The sequence below is a fragment of the Streptomyces sp. XD-27 genome (assembly GCF_030553055.1).
Classification (GTDB): Bacteria; Actinomycetota; Actinomycetes; order Streptomycetales; family Streptomycetaceae; genus Streptomyces.
The window spans coordinates 2,290,857-2,309,727 of record NZ_CP130713.1 but is presented as its reverse complement, the minus strand read 5'-3'; the positions used below and the strand labels follow the sequence as shown (position 1 = coordinate 2,309,727).

Here is an 18,871-nt window from a genome sequence, read left to right as displayed (position 1 = left end):
GGTACCAGAGCCTCTTTATCCCGGTACTGGCAGTACCTGGCAACAGGTTGACGACTCCGGCACTCTGGCCCCATGACGACCGCTGTCCGCCCCGCCGCCGTCGACGTACGGCGTGCCGAACTCGCCGCCTTCCTGCGCAGTCGCCGTGAGCGCATCACCCCCGAGCAGGTCGACCTTCCGCGCGGCAGACGGCGCCGTACGCCCGGCCTGCGGCGCGAGGAGGTCGCTCAGCTCTCCGCCGTCGGCGTCACGTGGTACACGTGGTTGGAGCAGGGGCGAGACATCCACGTCTCCGCGCAGGTCCTCGACGCGCTCGCCCGTGCGCTGCTGCTCGATCCGAGCGAGCGCGCCCATCTCTTCGCGCTCGCGGGGACGGCGGACCCGGCCCCCGAGACGCGCTGCCCGAGCGCGACGCCCGCGCTGCGGGCCCTGCTGAAGCAGTTGGAGCCGGTGCCCGCCTACATCCAGAACAGCCGGTACGACATCCTCGCCTACAACCGCACCTACGGGCGGCTGCTGTGCGACCTCGACGCCCTGCCCCCCGAGGACCACAACGCCATGTGGCTGGCCTTCACCAACGCCGACTGGCGGGCGGCCGCGGTGGATCTGCCGGAGGTGCACCGGACGATCGCGGCGAAGTTCCGCGCGGCGATGGCGGAGCATCTCGCCGAACCCGCGTGGAAGGCGCTGCTGACCCGCCTCGAAGCGGCGTCCGAGGAGTTCCGCGAGGTGTGGGCACGCCACGAGGTGGTCGCCCATGTCGCACGTACGAAGTACATCCGCAACGCGCACGTGGGCCTGCTGCATGTGGAGCACACCCACCTCTGGCTGGGCCCGTCCGCCGGTCCGCGCCTGGTGACGTACGTTCCGATCGACGACGAGTCACGGCAGCGCCTCGAGAAACTTCAGGCCCTCGCACTCGCGGAGGACTGAGGCCGCTCGTCCGCGAAGTGGGCGGCGGTGCGCCGTGCGGTGGCCTCCGCCCACGCGCCCGTGGTCAGCGCGCCGAGCACGGTCACGGTCGCGCCGCAACCGGTGATGATCCACCACGCGGGGCGGGCGGCGTCGGCGAAGGCGGTCGCCGATGCCCCGCCGATGCCCCCGGTGACGCCGGCGGCCAGTACGGCGCCGATGACCGCGACGCCCAGCGACGTGCCGACCTGGCGGCTGGTGGAGGCGACCGCCGCCGCCACCCCTGCCTGGGCGCGCGGCATCCCCGAGACGGCCGTGTTGGTGATGGGGGCGTTGACCAGCCCGAAGCCGATGCCGAAGAGCACATAGCCGGTGACCAGCAGCCCGTCGTGGGACTGGGCGTCGAACCCGGCGAACAGCACCCCGCTCGCCGCCATCGCCGCCCCGGCCGCCAGCAGCGGCAGCCGAGGCCCCGAGCGCCCACCAGCCGCCCGGACAGCGGCGCGAAGACCAGGCACATCGCCGCCATCGGCAGCATCCACAGCCCGGCGCGCAGCGCGGACAGGCCGCGTACGTCCTGCAGATACAGGGCGTTGAGGAACAGGAAGCCGCCGAGCGCGGCGAAGGCGCACACCGCGACGACCGTCGCCCCGCTGAACGGAGCCGAGCGGAAGAACCGCAGCTCGATGAGCGGTTCCGGCCGGCGCCGCTCGTACCGGAGCAGCCCGAGGAGCGCGGCCAGGGCGACGCCCGCGCAGACCGGGACCACCGGCGAGCCCCCGCCCGCGCCCGGCGCCTCGATGATCGCGTACGTCACCGAGCCCAGCAGCGCGATCACCAGCAGCTGACCCACCGGGTCGGGGCGGCGCGGGCGCGGGGCGCGCGATTCGGGCACGTACCGCGCGGTGAGCGCCAGAGCCGCGAGACCCACCGGCAGATTGATCCAGAAGATCGCGCGCCAGCCGACCGACCCCACCAGCAGTCCGCCGATCAACGGTCCGGCCGCCATGCTGATGCCGACGACCCCGCCCCACACGCCGATGGCACGGGCCCGCTCGCGCGGCTCGGTGAAGGTGTTCGTGATGATCGACATCGCCACCGGGTTGAGCATCGAACCGCCGACGGCCTGCACCATCCGGAACGCGACCAGGGCCTCCAGGCTCGGCGCCACGCTGCACAGCGCGGAGCCGAGGGTGAAGACCGCCAGGCCCGCCTGGAAGGCGCGCCGGCGCCCGACCCGGTCGGCCGTGGAGCCCGCGAGCATCAGCAGGGAGGCGAGGACGAGGGTGTAGGCGTCGATGGTCCACTGCATGCCGGAGATGGAGGTGTCCAGGTCACGCCGCATGGTCGGCAGCGCGATGTTGAGCACGGTGTTGTCGAGGCTGACCAGCAGCAGGCTCGTGCAGCAGATGGCGAGCACCAGCAGGCGCCGCCGGCGGCTCGCTTCCGGCATGGTTGAACGCTACATCGATCCCGGCCGCCCCGGCCCTGGCCGGGCTCGGTGCCGGGTACGGGACAATGGGAGGTCCGCCCGCAGTCCATCCGCTATGTACGACGGACACGCCGTACATAGCCGGTACGCACCCGAGGAAGCCGACTCCATGACCCTGACGCCGCTGCAGATCGGACCGCACACGGTCCAGCCACCGGTCGTGCTCGCACCGATGGCCGGGATCACGAACGCGCCGTTCCGCACCCTGTGCCGCGAGTTCAGTGGCGGCAAGGGGCTGTTCGTCAGCGAGATGATCACCACGCGGGCCCTGGTCGAGCGGGACGCCAAGACCATGCGGCTGATCCACTTCGACGGGTCGGAGAAGCCGCGGTCCATCCAGCTGTACGGCGTGGACCCCGGGACCGTCGGCAAGGCCGTCCGGATGATCGTGGACGAGGACCTGGCCGACCACATCGATCTGAACTTCGGCTGCCCCGTGCCCAAGGTGACCCGCAAGGGCGGCGGCTCGGCGCTGCCGTACAAGCGGAATCTGCTGCGGGCGATCCTGCGCGAGGCCGTGGCCGGGGCGGGGGAGCTGCCGGTGACGATGAAGATGCGCAAGGGCATCGACGACGACCACCTCACGTATCTCGACGCGGGCCGGATCGCGGTCGAGGAGGGGGTGACCGCCATCGCCCTGCACGGGCGGACCGCGGCGCAGCACTACGGAGGCACCGCCGATTGGGAGGCCATCGCGCGGCTCAAGGAGGCCGTCCCGGAGATCCCGGTGCTCGGCAACGGCGACATCTGGTCGGCCGACGACGCGGTGCGGATGATGCGCGAGACCGGCTGTGACGGGGCGGTCGTCGGACGTGGCTGCCTGGGCCGGCCCTGGCTCTTCGGCGACCTGGTCGCCGTCTTCGAAGGCACGGGTCGGGCCGCCGCGCCCACCCTGCGCGAGGTGACCGCGGTGATGCGGCGCCACGCGGAGCTGCTCGCCGAGTGGCTGGAGGACGAGGAGCGGGGTGTCATCGACTTCCGCAAGCACGTCGCCTGGTACACCAAGGGCTTCTCGATCGGCTCCGAGATGCGTAAACGCCTGGCGATCGCCTCATCTCTGGACGAATTGGACGCTCTGATGAGCGAGCTCGAACTCGACCAGAAATGGCCGGTCGGCGCGGACGGCCCGAGGGGCCGCACCTCCGGCAGGAACCGCGTCGTGCTGCCGGACGGCTGGCTGGCCGACCCGTACGACCGTGCCGTGGTCGGCGCCGACGCGGAGCTGGACACCTCGGGTGGCTGAGCGGAACGGCGCGGGTGGGTGACGGCGCCGTTTCGTGGCTGTTTCGGGTCCGGATGCTGGGATCCGGCCATCCGTCAGCGCGTGATTCTCGCCACGCCTGATGCACCCTTCGCTCATATGAGCGCTCCGGGGGCGGATGCATCTCTCGTAGGGGTGGCACTGGGTGCCACCCTTTCGTCCTTCGATTCACTCATCCGGCCATCACTCTCTGTATAGATTTCCCCGCCAGCTGATGACATAATGTGTCTGTCCGTTCGACTCTTGAAGGACTGGCTGATTCCTGCGCAGGAGCAGAGGACTTTCGATCTAGTGGCGGACGCGTGGTTACGCCCGCATGACGGCCAAGTGGACGTACCCAGGCACCTTCGATCTGGGTATGTTCCTCGCCGTCAGGGCAGCCGTCCGGAGGAGTTCGATTCCCGTGTCGGAAACACAAGATCAGCAGAAGTTCGTTTACGACTTCACCGAGGGCAACAAGGACCTGAAGGACCTGCTCGGCGGGAAGGGTGCCAACCTCGCCGAAATGACCAATCTGGGCCTTCCCGTCCCTCCGGGCTTCACCATCACCACCGACGCGTGCCGCGTCTACCTGGACAGCGGCGAGGAGCCCGCGGCACTCCGTGACGAGGTGACCGCGCACCTGGAGGCCCTCGAAGCGAAGATGGGCAAGAAGCTCGGCCAGGCCGACGACCCGCTGCTGGTGTCCGTCCGCTCCGGCGCGAAGTTCTCCATGCCCGGCATGATGGACACCGTCCTCAACATCGGGCTCTCCGACGAGTCCGTCACGGGCCTCGCCGCGCAGGCCGGCGACGAGCGGTTCGCCTGGGACTCCTACCGCCGCCTCATCCAGATGTTCGGCAAGACCGTGCTCGGCGTCGACGGCGAACTCTTCGAGGACGCCCTCGAGGAGGCCAAGCGCGCCAAGGGCGTCACCGTGGACGTCGACCTCGACGCCACCGACCTCCAGCAGCTCGTGTCCCGCTTCAAGGACATCGTCGCCAAGGAGACCGGCCGCGACTTCCCGCAGGCCCCGCGCGAGCAGATGGACCTCGCCGTCCGCGCCGTCTTCGACTCGTGGAACGGCGACCGCGCCAAGCTCTACCGCCGCCAGGAGCGCATCCCCGGCGACCTGGGCACCGCGGTCAACATCTGCTCCATGGTCTTCGGCAACCTCGGGCCCGACTCCGGCACCGGCGTCGCCTTCACCCGCGACCCGGCCAGCGGCCACCAGGGCGTGTACGGCGACTACCTGCAGAACGCGCAGGGCGAGGACGTGGTGGCGGGCATCCGCAACACCGTCCCGCTCGCCGACCTGGAGGGCATCGACAAGGCGTCGTACGACCAGCTCATGGAGATCATGGAGACGCTGGAGACGCACTACAAGGACCTGTGCGACATCGAGTTCACGATCGAGCGCGGCAAGCTGTGGATGCTCCAGACCCGGGTCGGCAAGCGCACCGCCGGTGCCGCCTTCCGGATCGCCACCCAGCTGGTCGACCAGGGGCTGATCGACGAGGCCGAGGCGCTCCAGCGCGTCACCGGCGCCCAGCTCGCGCAGCTGATGTTCCCGCGCTTCGACGAGAACGCGGCCACGGAGAAGATCGGCCGCGGCATCGCCGCCTCGCCGGGCGCCGCGGTCGGCAAGGCCGTATTCGACTCGTACACCGCGGTGAAGTGGTCGCGCTCGGGCGAGAAGGTCATCCTCATCCGCCGCGAGACCAACCCCGACGACCTCGACGGCATGATCGCGGCCGAGGGCATCCTCACCTCACGCGGCGGCAAGACCTCGCACGCGGCCGTCGTCGCCCGCGGCATGGGCAAGACCTGTGTCTGCGGCGCCGAGGAGCTGGAGGTCGACACCAAGCGCCGCCGGATGACCACCGCCGACGGCGTGGTCATCGAGGAGGGCGACGTCGTCTCCATCGACGGCTCCTCCGGCAAGGTCTACCGCGGCGAGGTGCCCGTCGTGCCGTCCCCGGTCGTGGAGTACTTCGAGGGCCGGATGCACGCCGGCGCCGACGACGCCGACGAGCTGGTCAAGGCCGTGCACCGGGTCATGGCCTACGCGGACCGGGTACGCCGGCTGCGCGTACGGGCCAACGCCGACAACGCCGAGGACGCCGCCCGCGCCCGCCGCTTCGGCGCCCAGGGCATCGGCCTGTGCCGCACCGAGCACATGTTCCTCGGCGAGCGTCGCGAGCTGGTCGAGCGGCTCATCCTGGCCCACACCGACGAGGAGCGCGGCGAGGTGCTGGACGCCCTGCTGCCGCTCCAGAAGGGCGACTTCGTCGAGCTCTTCGAGGCCATGGACGGGCTGCCGGTCACGGTCCGGCTGCTGGACCCGCCGCTGCACGAGTTCCTGCCCGACATCACCGAGCTCTCGGTGCGGGTGGCGCTCGCCGAAGCCCGCCACGAGGCCCACGAGAACGACCTGCGGCTGCTCCAGGCCGTGCACCGCCTGCACGAGCAGAACCCGATGCTGGGCCTGCGCGGCGTCCGGCTCGGCCTGGTCATCCCCGGCCTGTTCACCATGCAGGTACGGGCCATCGCCGAGGCCGCCGCCGACCGGCTGGACGCCAAGGGCGACCCCCGCGCGGAGATCATGATCCCGCTCGTCGGCACGGTGCAGGAGCTCGAGATCGTCCGCGAGGAGGCCGAGCAGGTCATCGCCGAGGTCGAGGCCGCCCGGGGCGTCAGCCTCAAGCTGACCCTCGGCACCATGATCGAGCTGCCGCGCGCCGCGCTGACCGCCGGTCAGATCGCCGAGTCCGCCGACTTCTTCTCCTTCGGCACCAACGACCTCACCCAGACCGTGTGGGGCTTCTCCCGTGACGACGTCGAGGCGAGCTTCTTCACCGCCTACCTGGAGAAGGGCATCTTCGGGGTCAGCCCGTTCGAGACCATCGACCGGGACGGCGTCGGCTCGCTGGTGCGCTCCGCCGCCCAGGCCGGCCGTGCCACCCGCCCGGACCTCAAGCTCGGCGTCTGCGGCGAGCACGGCGGTGACCCGGAGTCGGTCCACTTCTTCCACGAGGTGGGGCTGGACTACGTCTCCTGCTCGCCGTTCCGGATCCCGGTGGCGCGCCTGGAGGCGGGCCGGGCGGCGGCCGAGAGCAAGGGCAGCGACAGCCGCTGACGTCCAGCGGGCGAGACGGGCGCTACAACCACCGGAGCTGTCGCGGGGGAACCTCAACCCTCACCCCGGCGCGGCTCCGGCTTGTAAGGGGGCGGCACTCTGTGCGGAGGTGCCGCCCCCTCTCACTCCCCCACGGGAGCTGCTGCCCGCTCGCATCGGCCCGAGCGGGCAACAGAAGTGCTCAGCGGCCGGTACGCACTCGTCACCCCCCACGGGAACGAGCAATCCAGGTCCTGAGCACGTCCTGTTGAAATGCGGACGTCCACCGCTGGTTCTGCGGTGTTTCCCCGCGCTTTCCTGGTGACAAGCATTGCGGTTGCAACATGGGCTCCGCGACCCGTTTCAAGTGTGGCCAAAAGGGCGTGGTGACTGGCTGTGTTAGTGTGCATACTCATCCGTGATCGGGGGGTGGCCACGGATGTCACTTTGTGGGGGTCTGGTGCTACGTGTTCATTTCACAGAACTCGATCTGGCACGGGTGCGGATGGCGAACCGCCCCGACGCACTGTGGGAAACCGTCTTAAGTTTCCACCGACTCCGCGACAAACAGGCGGAGATGGTATACGGCGATTGGCGAGCGGAAACGCGCACACGATTGAACGGTGAAACGCGTCTGCTGGCACCGTTGATTCCGCTGCGCGGCTATTTCCCGGACTTCCTGACGCCCGCCGAAGGCATAATCGGGGCGGACGCCGCGATGGAGGCGCTTCGCGCGACTCCCGGTGCCCGCCTGCACGACGAGGTCGCCCGGCTCTCGGCCGACCGCACACTCCCCTCCTGGATCCAGGACCTGGCCCAGGGCGCCGGCCCCGCGTTCGACCGGCTGCTGGGCGCGCTGCGCGCCTACCACGCCGCCGCCGTCGCCCCGTACTGGCCGCACCTCCAGGCCCGCGTCGAAGCCGACCGCGCCCGCCGCGGCCGCGCCCTGCTGGACGGCGGCGCGGACGGGCTGCTGGCCTCGCTGCCGCCCACCACGCGCTGGCGCCCGCCGGTCCTGGAGGTCGACTACCCCGTCGACCGGGACCTGTTCCTGAACGGCCGCGGGCTGCTGCTCCAGCCGTCGTTCTTCTGCCGCCGTACGCCGGTGACGTACCGGAACGCGGAGCTGACCCCGGTCCTGGTCTACCCGGTCGAACACGCCGGCGAGTCCGCCCCGCCGCGGCCGCTGCGGCAGCCCGTCACCGCTTCCACCAAGGCCCACTGGCTGGGCAAGCTCGTGGGGCAGACCCGCTCGGCGGTCCTCCAGGGCGTGGGCGCCGGCTGCACCACCAGTGAGCTCGCCCGCCGGGTCGGGGTCTCGCTGGCCTCCGCCAGCCAGCACGCCAGTGTGCTGCGCGAGGCCGGACTGCTGCTGACGCTGCGCCAGGGCGGCGCGGTGCTGCATACGCTGACTCCGCTGGGCGCCGCCCTGTTGCGGGGCGGCACACCAGCGGAGCGGGTGCCGGAGCAGGGTTCCCGACTGACCGCGGAGCAGGCTTCCCGGCCGGCGCCCGAGCCGAGCCAGCGACTGACTACGAGCGGAACGGACCCGTCACCTCGTAGGTGATGCCGCCCGACGAACTACCGGACGTACCGCGCTGGCTGGAGAAGTACAGCCGCGTGCCGTCAGGGGAGAAGGCCGGTCCGGTGATCTCCGAGCTGGACTGGCCGGTGATCCGGAGGAACGGCGCGACGATGTCGTCCGGCGTGATGATGCAGATCTCCATGTTTCCGCCGTCCTCCGCGACGAACAGATCGCCCGAGGACGAACCGGTCACGTTGTCGACGCCGGTCAGCGGGGCGGGGCCGGGGTTGACCAGGTTGTCGTCGTAGGCCAGCTCGTAGGTGCTGTTGGCCAGGTTGATCTGCCAGACGCGGTTGTCGCCCTTGGTGGTGAACCAGACGGTGTCGTCGGCGTAGTGGCAGCCCTCGCCGCCGTTGAAGCGCTTGGCCCCGGAGACCTGGTTGCGGGTCGCGGTCGGGGAGCCGTCCGGGTCGGACACCGTTCCCCAGGTGAACGAGCCGGAGGTGCCGGTCCCGGCCTTGAGCACCTGCAGGGTGCCGGAGGACAGGTTGCCCCAGGTCGCCGGGAGGAAGCGGTAGAAGCAGCCGTCCCCCGCGTCCTCGGTCAGGTAGATCGCCTGGCGCACCGGGTCGGCGGCGGCGGCCTCGTGGTTGAAGCGCCCCATGGCGTCGCGGCGCGTGGCCGCGTTCACGCCCCACGGGTCGGTCTCGTAGACGTAGCCGAGTGACACCTCCTCACAGGAGAGCCAGGTGTTCCACGGTGTGGCGCCGCCCGCGCAGTTGCGATTGGTGTTGGACAGGATCCGGTAGGCCCCGGTGATGGTGCCCGAGGAGTTGAACTTGACGGCACCGGCGCCACCCGTGGACGAGATCTCCGAGTTGGAGACATAGATCCAGCCGCTGCCGTCGGCGAAGCAGGCACCGCCGTCGGGGGCGTCGTGCCAGGTGTACGAGGTGCCGGAGACCGTCTGCCGGGACCGGGCGATCACTCTGCTGGTGAAGCCGTTCGGCAGCTGGATCCCGTTGGCGTCGGCGGCGCCGAGCGCACCGTACGGGCCGGGGCCGTTCTGGGCGGGGGCGGCGTACGCGGCGCCACGCGAGAGGGAGCCGCCGAAGACGGCGGCCGACGTTCCTATGAATGCTGCGCGCAAGAGGCTGCGACGTTCCATGGTCACTCCACGGAGGTTGCTGACGTGCCCCGCGGCCGGTCGGCGGCGAGGAAGGGGGGCAGCGCCGAGAAACCTAGGAGTGCTGAATTGATGAGGCGTCAACGAGCGGTGAACCGGCCATGCCGAGCAGTCGGCGCCTTGGCCCCGGTGGTTCAGTCGTCGATGCCGGAGCGTTCGACTCCGGCCACGATGAAGCGCTGGAGAACCAGGAAGACGAGCAGCAGCGGCAGGATCGAGACAGCCGCGGCGATGAACAGCTCATGGATACGGACCGTCTGCGCGGTGGTGAACGTCGACAGCGCCACCTGCACCGTCCACGCGTCCCGGTCCTGCCCGATCACCAGCGGCCACAGGAAGGAGTTCCACGCCCCGATGAAGACGATGGTGCCGACCGCCGCGAACACCGGCCGCGAGTTCGGCACCACGACCCGCCAGTACGTCCGCCAGTAGCCGAGCCCGTCCACCCGCGCCGCGTCCTCCAACTCGCGCGGGAAGCCCAGGAAGAACTGGCGGAAGACGAAGCACGCGAAGGCGGAGAACAGCGTGGGGACGATCAGGCCGCGCATCGTGGAGATCCAGCCGAGCGAGGACACCAGCACGAAGCTCGGCACGAACGTGACCGCGGCCGGCACCATCAGCGTGCCCAGGATCCAGTAGAAGACAGCGTTCGCGTAGCGGTACGGGATGCGGGCCAGGCCGTATCCGGCCAGGGACGCCAGCAGCAGCGTGCCGGCCGTGGTGGCCACCGCGATCACCGAGGAGTTCCACAGGGCCCGCGCCATCGGCACGTTGGGATCGTCGAACAGCTCGGTGACGTTCGACCATTGGAGGTCGCGCGGGAAGAACGTCCAGTCGGCCGCGGTGATGTCCTCCTCGCGCGCCAGCCCGTTCCGTACCAGGAGATAGAAGGGGATCAGGAACAGCAGCGCGAGCGCGATCAGCAGTACGAGCCGCAGCGCCCGGCCCACCCGCACCAGGGCGTCGTGCGTGTCGATCGGCGTCCGGGCCCGGCTCGGGTTCCGCATCCGGTTCGGCTCTCGCGTCCGGCTCAGGTTCCGCATCCGTCCTCACTCCTCCTTGCGGCCGAGACCGAACCAGCGCGCCTGCGCCACCGTCACCACCGCGATGATCAGCGCCAGGATCACCGCGCCCGCGCTGCCGAGCCCCAGGTTCTGCTCCTGCCCGAGCGCCGTGTAATAGAGGTAGACCAGCGGCGGCCGGGCGTACGGCGGATAGCCGCGCGCGTCCGACAGCAGGGTGTAGAACTCGTCGAACGCCTGGAACGCGTTGATCACCAGCAGCAGCGCCACCGCCACCGACGTCGCGCGCAGTTGGGGGAAGGTGACGTGCCGGAAGGTCTGCCAGCCCGGCCGCGCGCCGTCCACCGCCGCCGCTTCGTACAGCCGGGGCGGAATGCGCTGCAACCCGGCCAGGAACAGCACCATGTAGAAGCCGGTCTGGAGCCACAGCCGCACGGTCACGATCACCAGCCAGTACCAGGGCGGGTCCGTGGTCGACAGCCAGGCGACCTGGTCCGCGCCGAACCAGCCGAGGACGGTGTTCGCCAGCCCGAACCGCACCCCGTTGAAGATCGACATCTTCCACACCAGCGCCGCCACGACGTAACTGCACGCCACGGGCAGGAAGAACACCGACCGGAAGAACGCCTGGGCCCAGCGCAGCCGGTTCACCATCAGCGCCAGCGCCAGCGACAGTACGAAGGTGGCCGGGACGATGAAGGCCGTGAAGACCGCGAAGGTGGCCAGGCTGTCGGTGAACGCATCGTCCCGCAGCATGGCCGTGTAGTTGTCGAACCCGACGAAGTCCGTCGGCGAGACCGTGTTGTGGGCGTCGAAGAAGGAGAGGTAGACGCTCCAGGCCAGCGGTACGTATGTGAAGACGGTGAGCCCGATCACGAAGGGGCCGACGAAGATCCAGAACCATAGATTCCGGTTCTGCGGGCCGAGCAGCCGGCGCGGTACGGCCGGGCGCCGCGCTGGGCCGGGCGTCGCACACGGGGCCGATGGCCGCCGAGTCAGGGCCGAGCGCCGCCCCGCGCCGGGCGCCGTGAGGGGATCCGCCTCGCGCCCCATCAGCGCTTCTTCTTCACACGCCGCAGCTCCGCCTCCGTCTTGCGCACCACCGACCGCAGTTCGCCGTCCGGGTCCGCACCGTCCTTGATGATGCGGCTGAGCGCGTCCTTGTACGCGGTCTGGCTCGCCGTGGTCCACAGCAGCGGCTGGGCGTACCCGTGGTCGGTGGCGAACCGCACGGCCTCCGCCGCCGCGCCCTCCTTCAACTTCTCCGCCTTCTTCGCCAGCGAGATCCGGGCCGGGATGTGGAAGCCGTAGGAGAGCGCGAAGTCCTCCTGGTACTCCGTCTTGTCCACCCACAGCCACTTCAGATACGCCTTGGCCTGCCGCTGGTGCTCGCTGCGGGCGCTGACCGCGGCCCCGTACGCGCCGACCTGCACCGAAGGCGCGCCGTCCGGGCCGTCCTTCGGGAACGGCAGCACCCCGACGTCGTCCCGCAGCTCCTTCTTGATCTGCGGCAGCGCCCACAGCCCCGACCACTGCATCGCGGTCAGCCCCTGGATGAACGCCGACGGGTCCGACCAGTCGCTCGGCGCGCCCAGCAGCAGCGACTTGTCCTTGTACGGCCGGCGCAGCTTGCCGAGCGTACGGGCGGCGGCCGGATCGTCGAAGCCCACGGTCCCGTCGTCGGTGACGGCCGACAGGCCCGCCGCGTACAGCGGGGTGGCCATCAGCACCCCGGGCCCGCCGTCGTTGCCCCAGAACAAACCCTTGACGTCCTTGGTGGTGAGCTCCTTCGCCGCGTCGATCAACTCGTCGAGCGTGCGCGGTGGCTCGATCCCGGCGTCGGCCAGCATGCTCTTGCGGTAATAGAGCAGCTGCGCGTCGACGACCTGCGGGATGCCCCAGATCCTGTCGTCGTGGGTCTTCGTGGCCAGCACCGCCGGGTGGAAGTCGTCCTTCACCCCCGCCACGAGATCGGTCAGATCCACCACCTGCCCGCCCTGGATCTGGTCCAGCGTCGGACCGTTGACCTCGAAGACGTCGGGACCGGAGGCGGTGAGGAGCGCGGCGGCGGTCTGCTGGTCGTAGTTGCCGGGCCGCCACTGCACCGTGACGTCTGCCTGGGCGTACGCGTCGGCGTACCGCTTGACCGCCTGCTCGGCGCCCGGCTCGCCGTACTGGTGGTACCACTGGTCGATGGCCGGGCCGTCGCCCGAGCCGCGGCCGGTGTTGGAGCCGCACGCGGCGGCCAGCGCACCGGTCAGGGCGATCCCGGTGCCGGAACCGAGCAGTCGTCTGCGGCTGATGGACATGGGGCGCCCCCTCGCTCGTATGGCCAGACCATGCGTCGTATGAACCAACGATCAAGGGTGGGCTCGGATTACGAAAGACGTGTTGCCGTCATATGTCAGCCTGGCTGGAGGGGAGTTGGGGTGGACGCCGGACCCGGGCGGAGGGGGTGCGCCGGATCCGGCGTCCGGACTCAGGCGGCGGCCGTCAGACGGAACCGCAGTCGGCAGATCACCGCGTCCGTGTCCCGTCGCACCGCGTGGGCCACGACCGCGCCGCGCTGGTTCTGCAGCAGCCGCTGCCACAGCCGCGTGGGCTCCACCTCGGGGATCAGCACCGTCACCCGGGTGCCGGGGCGCTGCTCGGCGAGCCGCTGGACCAGGGCCGCCACCGGCCGTCCCACGGTGCGCGTCGCGGACGGCACCTCCAGGAGGTCCACGCCCGGGTTCCACAGCTCCCAGTCGCGGCGCAGCGCGGCGGCCGCCTCCTGGTCCTCGGGGTCCTGGTAGGTGACGGTGACGGCCAGTACCTCGTCGCCGAGCGACGCGGCGGCGGTCAGCGCCTCGCTGGTCAGCCGGGACAGCCCGGAGACCGGTACGACGACCAGCGAGTGCTCGCGGTGCGGGGCCTCGGGGACCCGGCCCAGGCCCAGGGCGTCGCCGATGCGCCCGTACGCGCGGTGCACGGCCTCGAAGCACAGCACGAGCAGCGGCAGGGCGACGACGATCAGCCACGCTCCGTCGTGGAACTTCGTCGCCGTCACGACGACCGCGCTGACGCCGGTGAGCAGGGCCCCGAAGCCGTTGAGGAGCGCCTTGCCCCGCCAGCCCGGCCCGCGCTGCTCCCGCCAGTGGATCACCATGCCGGTCTGGGCGATGGTGAAGCCGACGAAGACGCCGATCGCGAAGAGCGGTACGAGGGTGTTGGTGTCGCCGCCGGAGAAGACCAGCAGCAGCGCGGAGACGGCGGCCAGTGCCAGCACGCCGTGCCGGTGCACCTGGCGGTCGGCCTTGAGGCCGAAGACATGCGGCAGGTAGTTGTCGCGTGCGAGCAGTTTCAGCAGCACCGGCAGCCCGCCGAAGGACGTGTTCGCGGACAGCGCCAGCAGCGTCATCGTGGCGAACTGGATCACGTAGAACGCCCAGTTGTGGCCGAGCGAGGCGTCCGCGAGCTGCGCCAGCACGGTGACGCCCTCCACCGGCTTGAGGTGGAACCGCGAGATCAGCACGGACAGGCCGATCAGCATGACGCCCAGCAGCGCGCCGAGCGCGATCTCCGTGCGCTGGGCGCGGCGGACCGCCGGGGCCCGGAAGGACGGGACGGCGTTGGCGATGGCCTCGACGCCGGTGAGCGCGGAGCACCCGGACGCGAACGCCTTGAGCAGCATCAGGGCGCCGACGGTGGTGGCGTTGTCGGCGAGTACGGAGGCGTGTCCGGCCGACGCCTCGGTGCTGACCGGCGCGGACCGGAGCAGGCCGACGACGATGAGCGTGAGGATCGCGAGGACGAAGACCACGGTGGGCACGATGAACACGCGCGCCGACTCGACGATGCCGCGCAGGTTCACGCCGGTGATCAGCACCAGCACGGCCAGGCACAGCCACAGCCGCGTGTCGTAGAGCCCGGGGAAGGCGGAGGTCAGCGCCGCCACGCCGGCGGTGACGGCGACCGCGACGTTGAGGATGTAGTCCAGTACGAGGGAGGCGGCGGCGACCAGGCTGGTCCGCTTGCCCAGGTGGGTCTTGGCGACGGCGTACGAACCGCCGCCGTCCGGGAACGCCGCGATCACCTGGCGGTACGAGGCGACCAGGACCGCGAGCAGCGCGGCGATCGCGAGGGTGACGGGGAGGGTGAAGCCGAGGCCGTGCGCGCCGGCGGCGGCCAGGACGAGGACGATCGCCTCCGGCCCGTAGGCGACGGAGGCCATGGCGTCCAGGGACAGCGCGGCGAGGCCGGTGACCGTGGTCAGTTTGTGCCGGGAGTCGTGCTCCGCGGTCTGCTCGTGCTCCGCCGTGTGCGGCGAGCCGTGCTCCGCTTCCGCCCGCTCCCGCGCCGATGAGACGGCCAGGGCGGCGGCCCGGGTATCAGGCGGCTCCTCGTCGCTCGCTACGACGGCGGGCGAGCCCTGGTCCTTCGACGACATCGACATGGTTGGTACATACCTCCGCTGGTGCCTGGGGGAGGCTTCAGCGTGGGGGCGTGTTCCGCGTGTAGCGCGCCGTCTTTGCGCGCTCTTGGCGCCGACATGGGTGATCTCTACACCTTTTTGACGCCGGGAGGGGCGCGTGTCAGTGACGCGTCAAGTTTCGACAGCGGGGAGTCAGCAGCGCGTCAACGCCCGGTAGCGCGACCGGCCGCGCGCCTAGCGTCAGCACCATGGCACGCGGAGACGGGCGCGCACGCGGTGACGGACGCGGTTTCGGACGCGGCCGGGACCGGGACCAGGACCGACACGGGGGCCGGGACGGGAGCCGCGGCCGGGAAAGCGGCGACGACGCGGCCCGCGGCGGCGAGCGCTGCTCCCGGCCTCCCGATCCCGTCGGCGACGACGGGCCGGTGCTCGCCCACGACCGCAGGTGGGCCACCGATCTGCGCACCGCGCTGTACGCCGCGGCGGCCCTGCTCTCCACCATGCTCCTGCTCGACGCCGCGTGCCACGGCCTCGCGCCGCTCCGCGCCGCCGCCTGGACCGGGCTCGCGCTGCTGCTGTTCGCCGTCCTGTGCCCGCGGCGCGTGACCGCCGGCGACGGCTGGCTGGCGTCCCGCGGCGCCGTGGGCCGCGAGCGGCGCGTACGCACGGACCTGCTCACCAGCGTGACCCGGGTACACGGCACGGCGCCCCGGCTGATCCTGCGCGACATACTGGGCCGCCGCGTGGAGCTGGACCCGAAGGTCCTCACAGGCAACCCGCTGCTGTGGCACGAACTCGACCGCGGCGCACGGCTCTCCCGCGAACGCGGCCTGCTGCGCAATGGCGAACGGGAGTTACGCGTCCTGGCCGACCACATCGACGGCGCCGGCGCCCGCCGCCTGCTGGAAGCGGCGGGCCTGCTGTAGACGTCAGGCGGACGTCAGGCCGTACGGACGTCAGGCCGTACGGACCTGATACGCCCGCACCGTCACCGAATCATCGTCCAGGCACCGCCCCGTCACCAGGTCGAACCGCTGCTTGAGCAGCGGCGACGCGACGAACGCCCGGCCGCCCGCCGCCGTGCCGAGCAGCCCGCGTGAGAGCACGTACGCGCCCGAGAACGGATCGCGGTTGTCGATCGCGTACGCCTGTCCCGCCCGGTCCAGGAACACCGCGACCTGCGTGCCGTCCGGCAGCAGCGCGGCCACGCCCCGCCCCGGGACGAGGTCGGCCGGCTCGCACACCGCGAACCAGCTCTGGTTCACAAGCAATTCGACGCGGACGGCGGTCTTCTGCGGCGCCATGGTCATCGGCTGGTGCTCCCTTCGAGCGTACGGACGGGGATCGTGGGTCCGGCCAGGATCGTCAGATCCGGCTTGACCTGGTCGCGCTCGGGTACGAACCGCACCGACGGGTCGGGCGAGCCCGGCGCGTTGACGAAGGAGACGAACCGCCGCAGCCGCTCCGGGTCGGCGAGCGTCTCGGCCCACTCGTCGCGGTAGTGCGCCACATGTTCGGCCATCATGGCCTCCAGCTCCGCGCACAGCCCGAGCGAGTCGTGCACCACGACGTCCCGTACGTGGTCGAGCCCGCCCTCGATCCGCTCCAGCCACGCCGAGGTGCGCTCCAGCCGGTCCGCGGTGCGGATGTAGAACATCAGGAAGCGGTCGATGACGCGGATGAGCTCCTCGTCGTCCAGGTCCTGGGCGAGGAGGTCGGCGTGGCGCGGGTCGGCGCCGCCGTTGCCGCCGACGTACAGGTTCCAGCCGTTCGAGGTGGCGATCACCCCGAAGTCCTTGCCGCGCGCCTCGGCACACTCGCGGGCGCAGCCGGAGACGGCCGACTTCAACTTGTGCGGGGAGCGCAGGCCCCGGTACCGCAGCTCCAGGTCGATCGCCATGCGGACTGAGTCCTGCACCCCGTACCGGCACCAGGTCTGCCCCACACAGGACTTCACGGTGCGCAGCGCCTTGCCGTAGGCGTGCCCGGACTCGAACCCGGCGTCCACCAGCCGTGCCCAGATCTGCGGCAGCTGGTCGACGCGGGCGCCGAACAGGTCGATCCGCTGCCCGCCGGTGATCTTCGTGTAGAGCCCGAAGTCCCGCGCGACCTCGCCGATGACGATCAGCTTCTCCGGGGTGATCTCGCCGCCGGGGATGCGCGGCACGATCGAGTACGAGCCGTTGCGCTGGAGGTTCGCCAGGAAGTGGTCGTTGGTGTCCTGGAGCGCGGCCTGCTCGCCGTCCAGGACGTAGCCGCTCGCACCCACGGTCGGGGCGAGCGAGGCGATGATGGAGGCGACGGCGGGCTTGCAGACCTCGCAGCCGTCGCCGCTGCGCGCCTCCTCCCGGCCATGGCTGTCCAGGAGTTCGGCGTAGCTGGTCAGCCGCAGGGTCCGCACGATCTCGTACAGCTCGGCGCGGGTGTGCGCGAAGCAGCCGCACAGGCCCTTGTCGACGCTGACCCCGCTCGCGGTCAGCTCGTCCTCGACCAGGGAGGTGAGCGCCTTGACGCAACTGCCGCAGCCGGTGCCCGCCTTGGTGCACTTCTTCACCGCGGGGACGGTGGTGCAGGAGTGCTCGGTGACGGCGGCCCGGATGGTGCCCTTGGTGACGTTGTGGCAGTTGCAGATGACCGCCTCGTCGGGGAGCGCGGACGGGCCGAGGGCGGCGGGCGCGCCCACTCCGGCGGGGAGGACGAGCTGCTCGGGGGCGAGCGGCGGCACGGTGCCGGTCAGCGGCCGCAGCATCCCGTACGCCTCGGCGTCGCCGACCAGCACCCCGCCCAGCAGCTCGCCGTCGGCGCCGATCACCAGCTTCTTGTAGACCCCGGCCCGGGAGTCGGAGTAGACGACGTCGAGGCAGCCGGGCGCGGTGCCGTGCGCGTCGCCGAAGGACGCCACGTCCACGCCGAGGAGCTTGAGCTTGGTGGAGGTGTCGGCACCGGTGAAGCGCTTTTCCTGGTCGGTACGGTCCGCTACGGCCTCGCCGATGGCGTCCGCGGCCACCTCCGCCATCTCGTAGCCGGGCGCCACCAGCCCGTACACCCGGCCGTCGGCGGCCAGCGCGCACTCGCCGATGGCGTACACGGACGGGTCGCTGGTACGGCACCGCTCGTCGATCGCGATGCCGCCGCGCTCGCCGACGGTCAGCCCGCAGTCGCGGGCGAGCTGGTCACGGGGGCGTACGCCCGCCGAGAAGATCACGAGGTCGGTGTCGACGGCGGACCCGTCGGAGAGCAGCATCGCGGTGACGGCCCCGTCCTCGCCCGCCGTGATCTCCTTGCCGCCGACGCCGGTGTGCACGATCAGTCCCATGTCCTCGACGGTGCGGCGCAGCGCGGCCCCGCCGCCCTCGTCCACCTGGAGGGACATCAGCCGCGGGTTGAACTCCACGATGTGCGTGGTCAGCCCGAGCCCCTTGAGCGCCCCGGCCGCCTCGAGACCCAGCAGCCCGCCGCCGACCACGGTGCCGGTGCCGAGGCCCTTGGCGTACTCCTCGATGGCCAGCAGGTCCTCGACGGTGCGGTAGACGAAGCAGCCGGTGGCGTCCTTGCCGGGGACGGGCGGTACGAAGGGGTACGAGCCGGTGGCCAGGACGAGTGTGTCGTACGCGATCTCCACCCCGGCCTGCGAGGTGACCGTGCGCGCCTCGCGGTCGACGGCCACGGCCGGGTCGCCCACGTGCAGCTCGATGCCGTGCCGGGCCATGAAGCCGTCCTCGACCAGCGACAGATCGTCGGGCGTACGGCCGGAGAAGCACGAGGACAACTGGACCCGGTCATAGGCGGGCCGGGGCTCCTCGCAGAACACGACCACGCGGGCGGTGCCGGTGACTCCCCGGTCGGCGAGCGCTTCGAGGAACCGCTGGCCGACCATCCCGTGGCCGATCAGCACGATCGTCGGCCGCGCAGGCTGGGCCGGCTGCGTCCGCTGTGTGGACTCGGTCGGCTTCGTCATG

The 18,871-nt window shown here is 71.0% G+C and carries 12 protein-coding genes and 1 pseudogene; 5 read left to right on the top strand and 8 right to left on the bottom strand.

What is annotated here, in order from left to right:
* The first annotated feature begins 72 nt into the window (after positions 1–72).
* On the top strand, positions 73–933 hold the full coding sequence (locus tag Q3Y56_RS10115; protein WP_304461620.1) for a helix-turn-helix domain-containing protein: 861 nt from the start codon (positions 73–75) through the stop codon (positions 931–933).
* On the opposite strand, the pseudogene Q3Y56_RS10110 reads toward Q3Y56_RS10115, so the two are convergent.
* Positions 906–2,365 (bottom strand): annotated as a pseudogene (locus tag Q3Y56_RS10110) (MFS transporter). The gene Q3Y56_RS10115 and the pseudogene Q3Y56_RS10110 sit on opposite strands and share 28 nt — an antisense overlap.
* A 148-nt stretch (positions 2,366–2,513) precedes the next feature.
* On the opposite strand from Q3Y56_RS10110, the gene dusB reads away from it, so the two are divergent.
* From dusB to Q3Y56_RS10095, 3 genes are all read left to right on the top strand, one after another.
* Positions 2,514–3,647 (top strand): tRNA dihydrouridine synthase DusB, encoded by a 1,134-nt coding sequence (gene dusB / locus Q3Y56_RS10105; protein ID WP_304461619.1) that lies wholly within the window; start codon positions 2,514–2,516, stop codon positions 3,645–3,647.
* 421 nt (positions 3,648–4,068) lie between these two features.
* Positions 4,069–6,783, top strand: coding sequence for a pyruvate, phosphate dikinase (ppdK, locus tag Q3Y56_RS10100; protein WP_304461618.1), 2,715 nt, complete (start codon positions 4,069–4,071; stop codon positions 6,781–6,783).
* 439 nt (positions 6,784–7,222) lie between these two features.
* Positions 7,223–8,329: a helix-turn-helix transcriptional regulator gene (locus Q3Y56_RS10095; RefSeq protein ID WP_304461617.1), complete on the top strand. Its 1,107-nt coding sequence runs from the start codon at positions 7,223–7,225 to the stop codon at positions 8,327–8,329.
* Here the strand turns inward: Q3Y56_RS10095 and Q3Y56_RS10090 are convergent.
* The 5 genes from Q3Y56_RS10090 to Q3Y56_RS10070 form a co-directional block, all read right to left on the bottom strand.
* Complete coding sequence (locus Q3Y56_RS10090) at positions 8,295–9,455, bottom strand: alkaline phosphatase PhoX (RefSeq protein ID WP_304461616.1); 1,161 nt, start codon at positions 9,453–9,455, stop codon at positions 8,295–8,297. The genes Q3Y56_RS10095 and Q3Y56_RS10090 overlap by 35 nt on opposite strands.
* Before the next feature lie 152 nt (positions 9,456–9,607).
* The gene (locus Q3Y56_RS10085; protein ID WP_304465535.1) at positions 9,608–10,480 is read right to left on the bottom strand and encodes a carbohydrate ABC transporter permease; all 873 of its coding nucleotides are present in this window, start codon (positions 10,478–10,480) and stop codon (positions 9,608–9,610) included.
* Between the two features lie 42 nt (positions 10,481–10,522).
* The gene (locus tag Q3Y56_RS10080) at positions 10,523–11,548 is read right to left on the bottom strand and encodes a carbohydrate ABC transporter permease (RefSeq protein ID WP_304461615.1); all 1,026 of its coding nucleotides are present in this window, start codon (positions 11,546–11,548) and stop codon (positions 10,523–10,525) included.
* Positions 11,548–12,804 carry an ABC transporter substrate-binding protein gene (locus Q3Y56_RS10075; protein WP_304461614.1) on the bottom strand — a complete coding sequence of 419 codons (1,257 nt, stop codon included), beginning with the start codon at positions 12,802–12,804 and terminating at the stop codon, positions 11,548–11,550. The genes Q3Y56_RS10080 and Q3Y56_RS10075 overlap by 1 nt, the downstream gene beginning before the upstream one ends.
* 170 nt (positions 12,805–12,974) lie before the next feature.
* Positions 12,975–14,930 (bottom strand): APC family permease, encoded by a 1,956-nt coding sequence (locus tag Q3Y56_RS10070; protein WP_304461613.1) that lies wholly within the window; start codon positions 14,928–14,930, stop codon positions 12,975–12,977.
* 227 nt (positions 14,931–15,157) lie between these two features.
* On the opposite strand from Q3Y56_RS10070, the gene Q3Y56_RS10065 reads away from it, so the two are divergent.
* Positions 15,158–15,838: a hypothetical protein gene (locus Q3Y56_RS10065; RefSeq protein ID WP_304461612.1), complete on the top strand. Its 681-nt coding sequence runs from the start codon at positions 15,158–15,160 to the stop codon at positions 15,836–15,838.
* A gap of 30 nt (positions 15,839–15,868) precedes the next feature.
* Here the strand turns inward: Q3Y56_RS10065 and nirD are convergent, their stop codons facing one another.
* Both nirD and nirB read right to left on the bottom strand, forming a co-directional pair.
* A complete protein-coding gene (nirD, locus tag Q3Y56_RS10060; RefSeq protein ID WP_304461611.1) occupies positions 15,869–16,222 on the bottom strand; it encodes a nitrite reductase small subunit NirD in 354 nt (117 codons plus the stop codon).
* On the bottom strand, positions 16,219–18,870 hold the full coding sequence (gene nirB, locus Q3Y56_RS10055) for a nitrite reductase large subunit NirB (RefSeq protein ID WP_304461610.1): 2,652 nt from the start codon (positions 18,868–18,870) through the stop codon (positions 16,219–16,221). The genes nirD and nirB overlap by 4 nt, the downstream gene beginning before the upstream one ends.
* Position 18,871 lies beyond the last annotated feature (1 nt).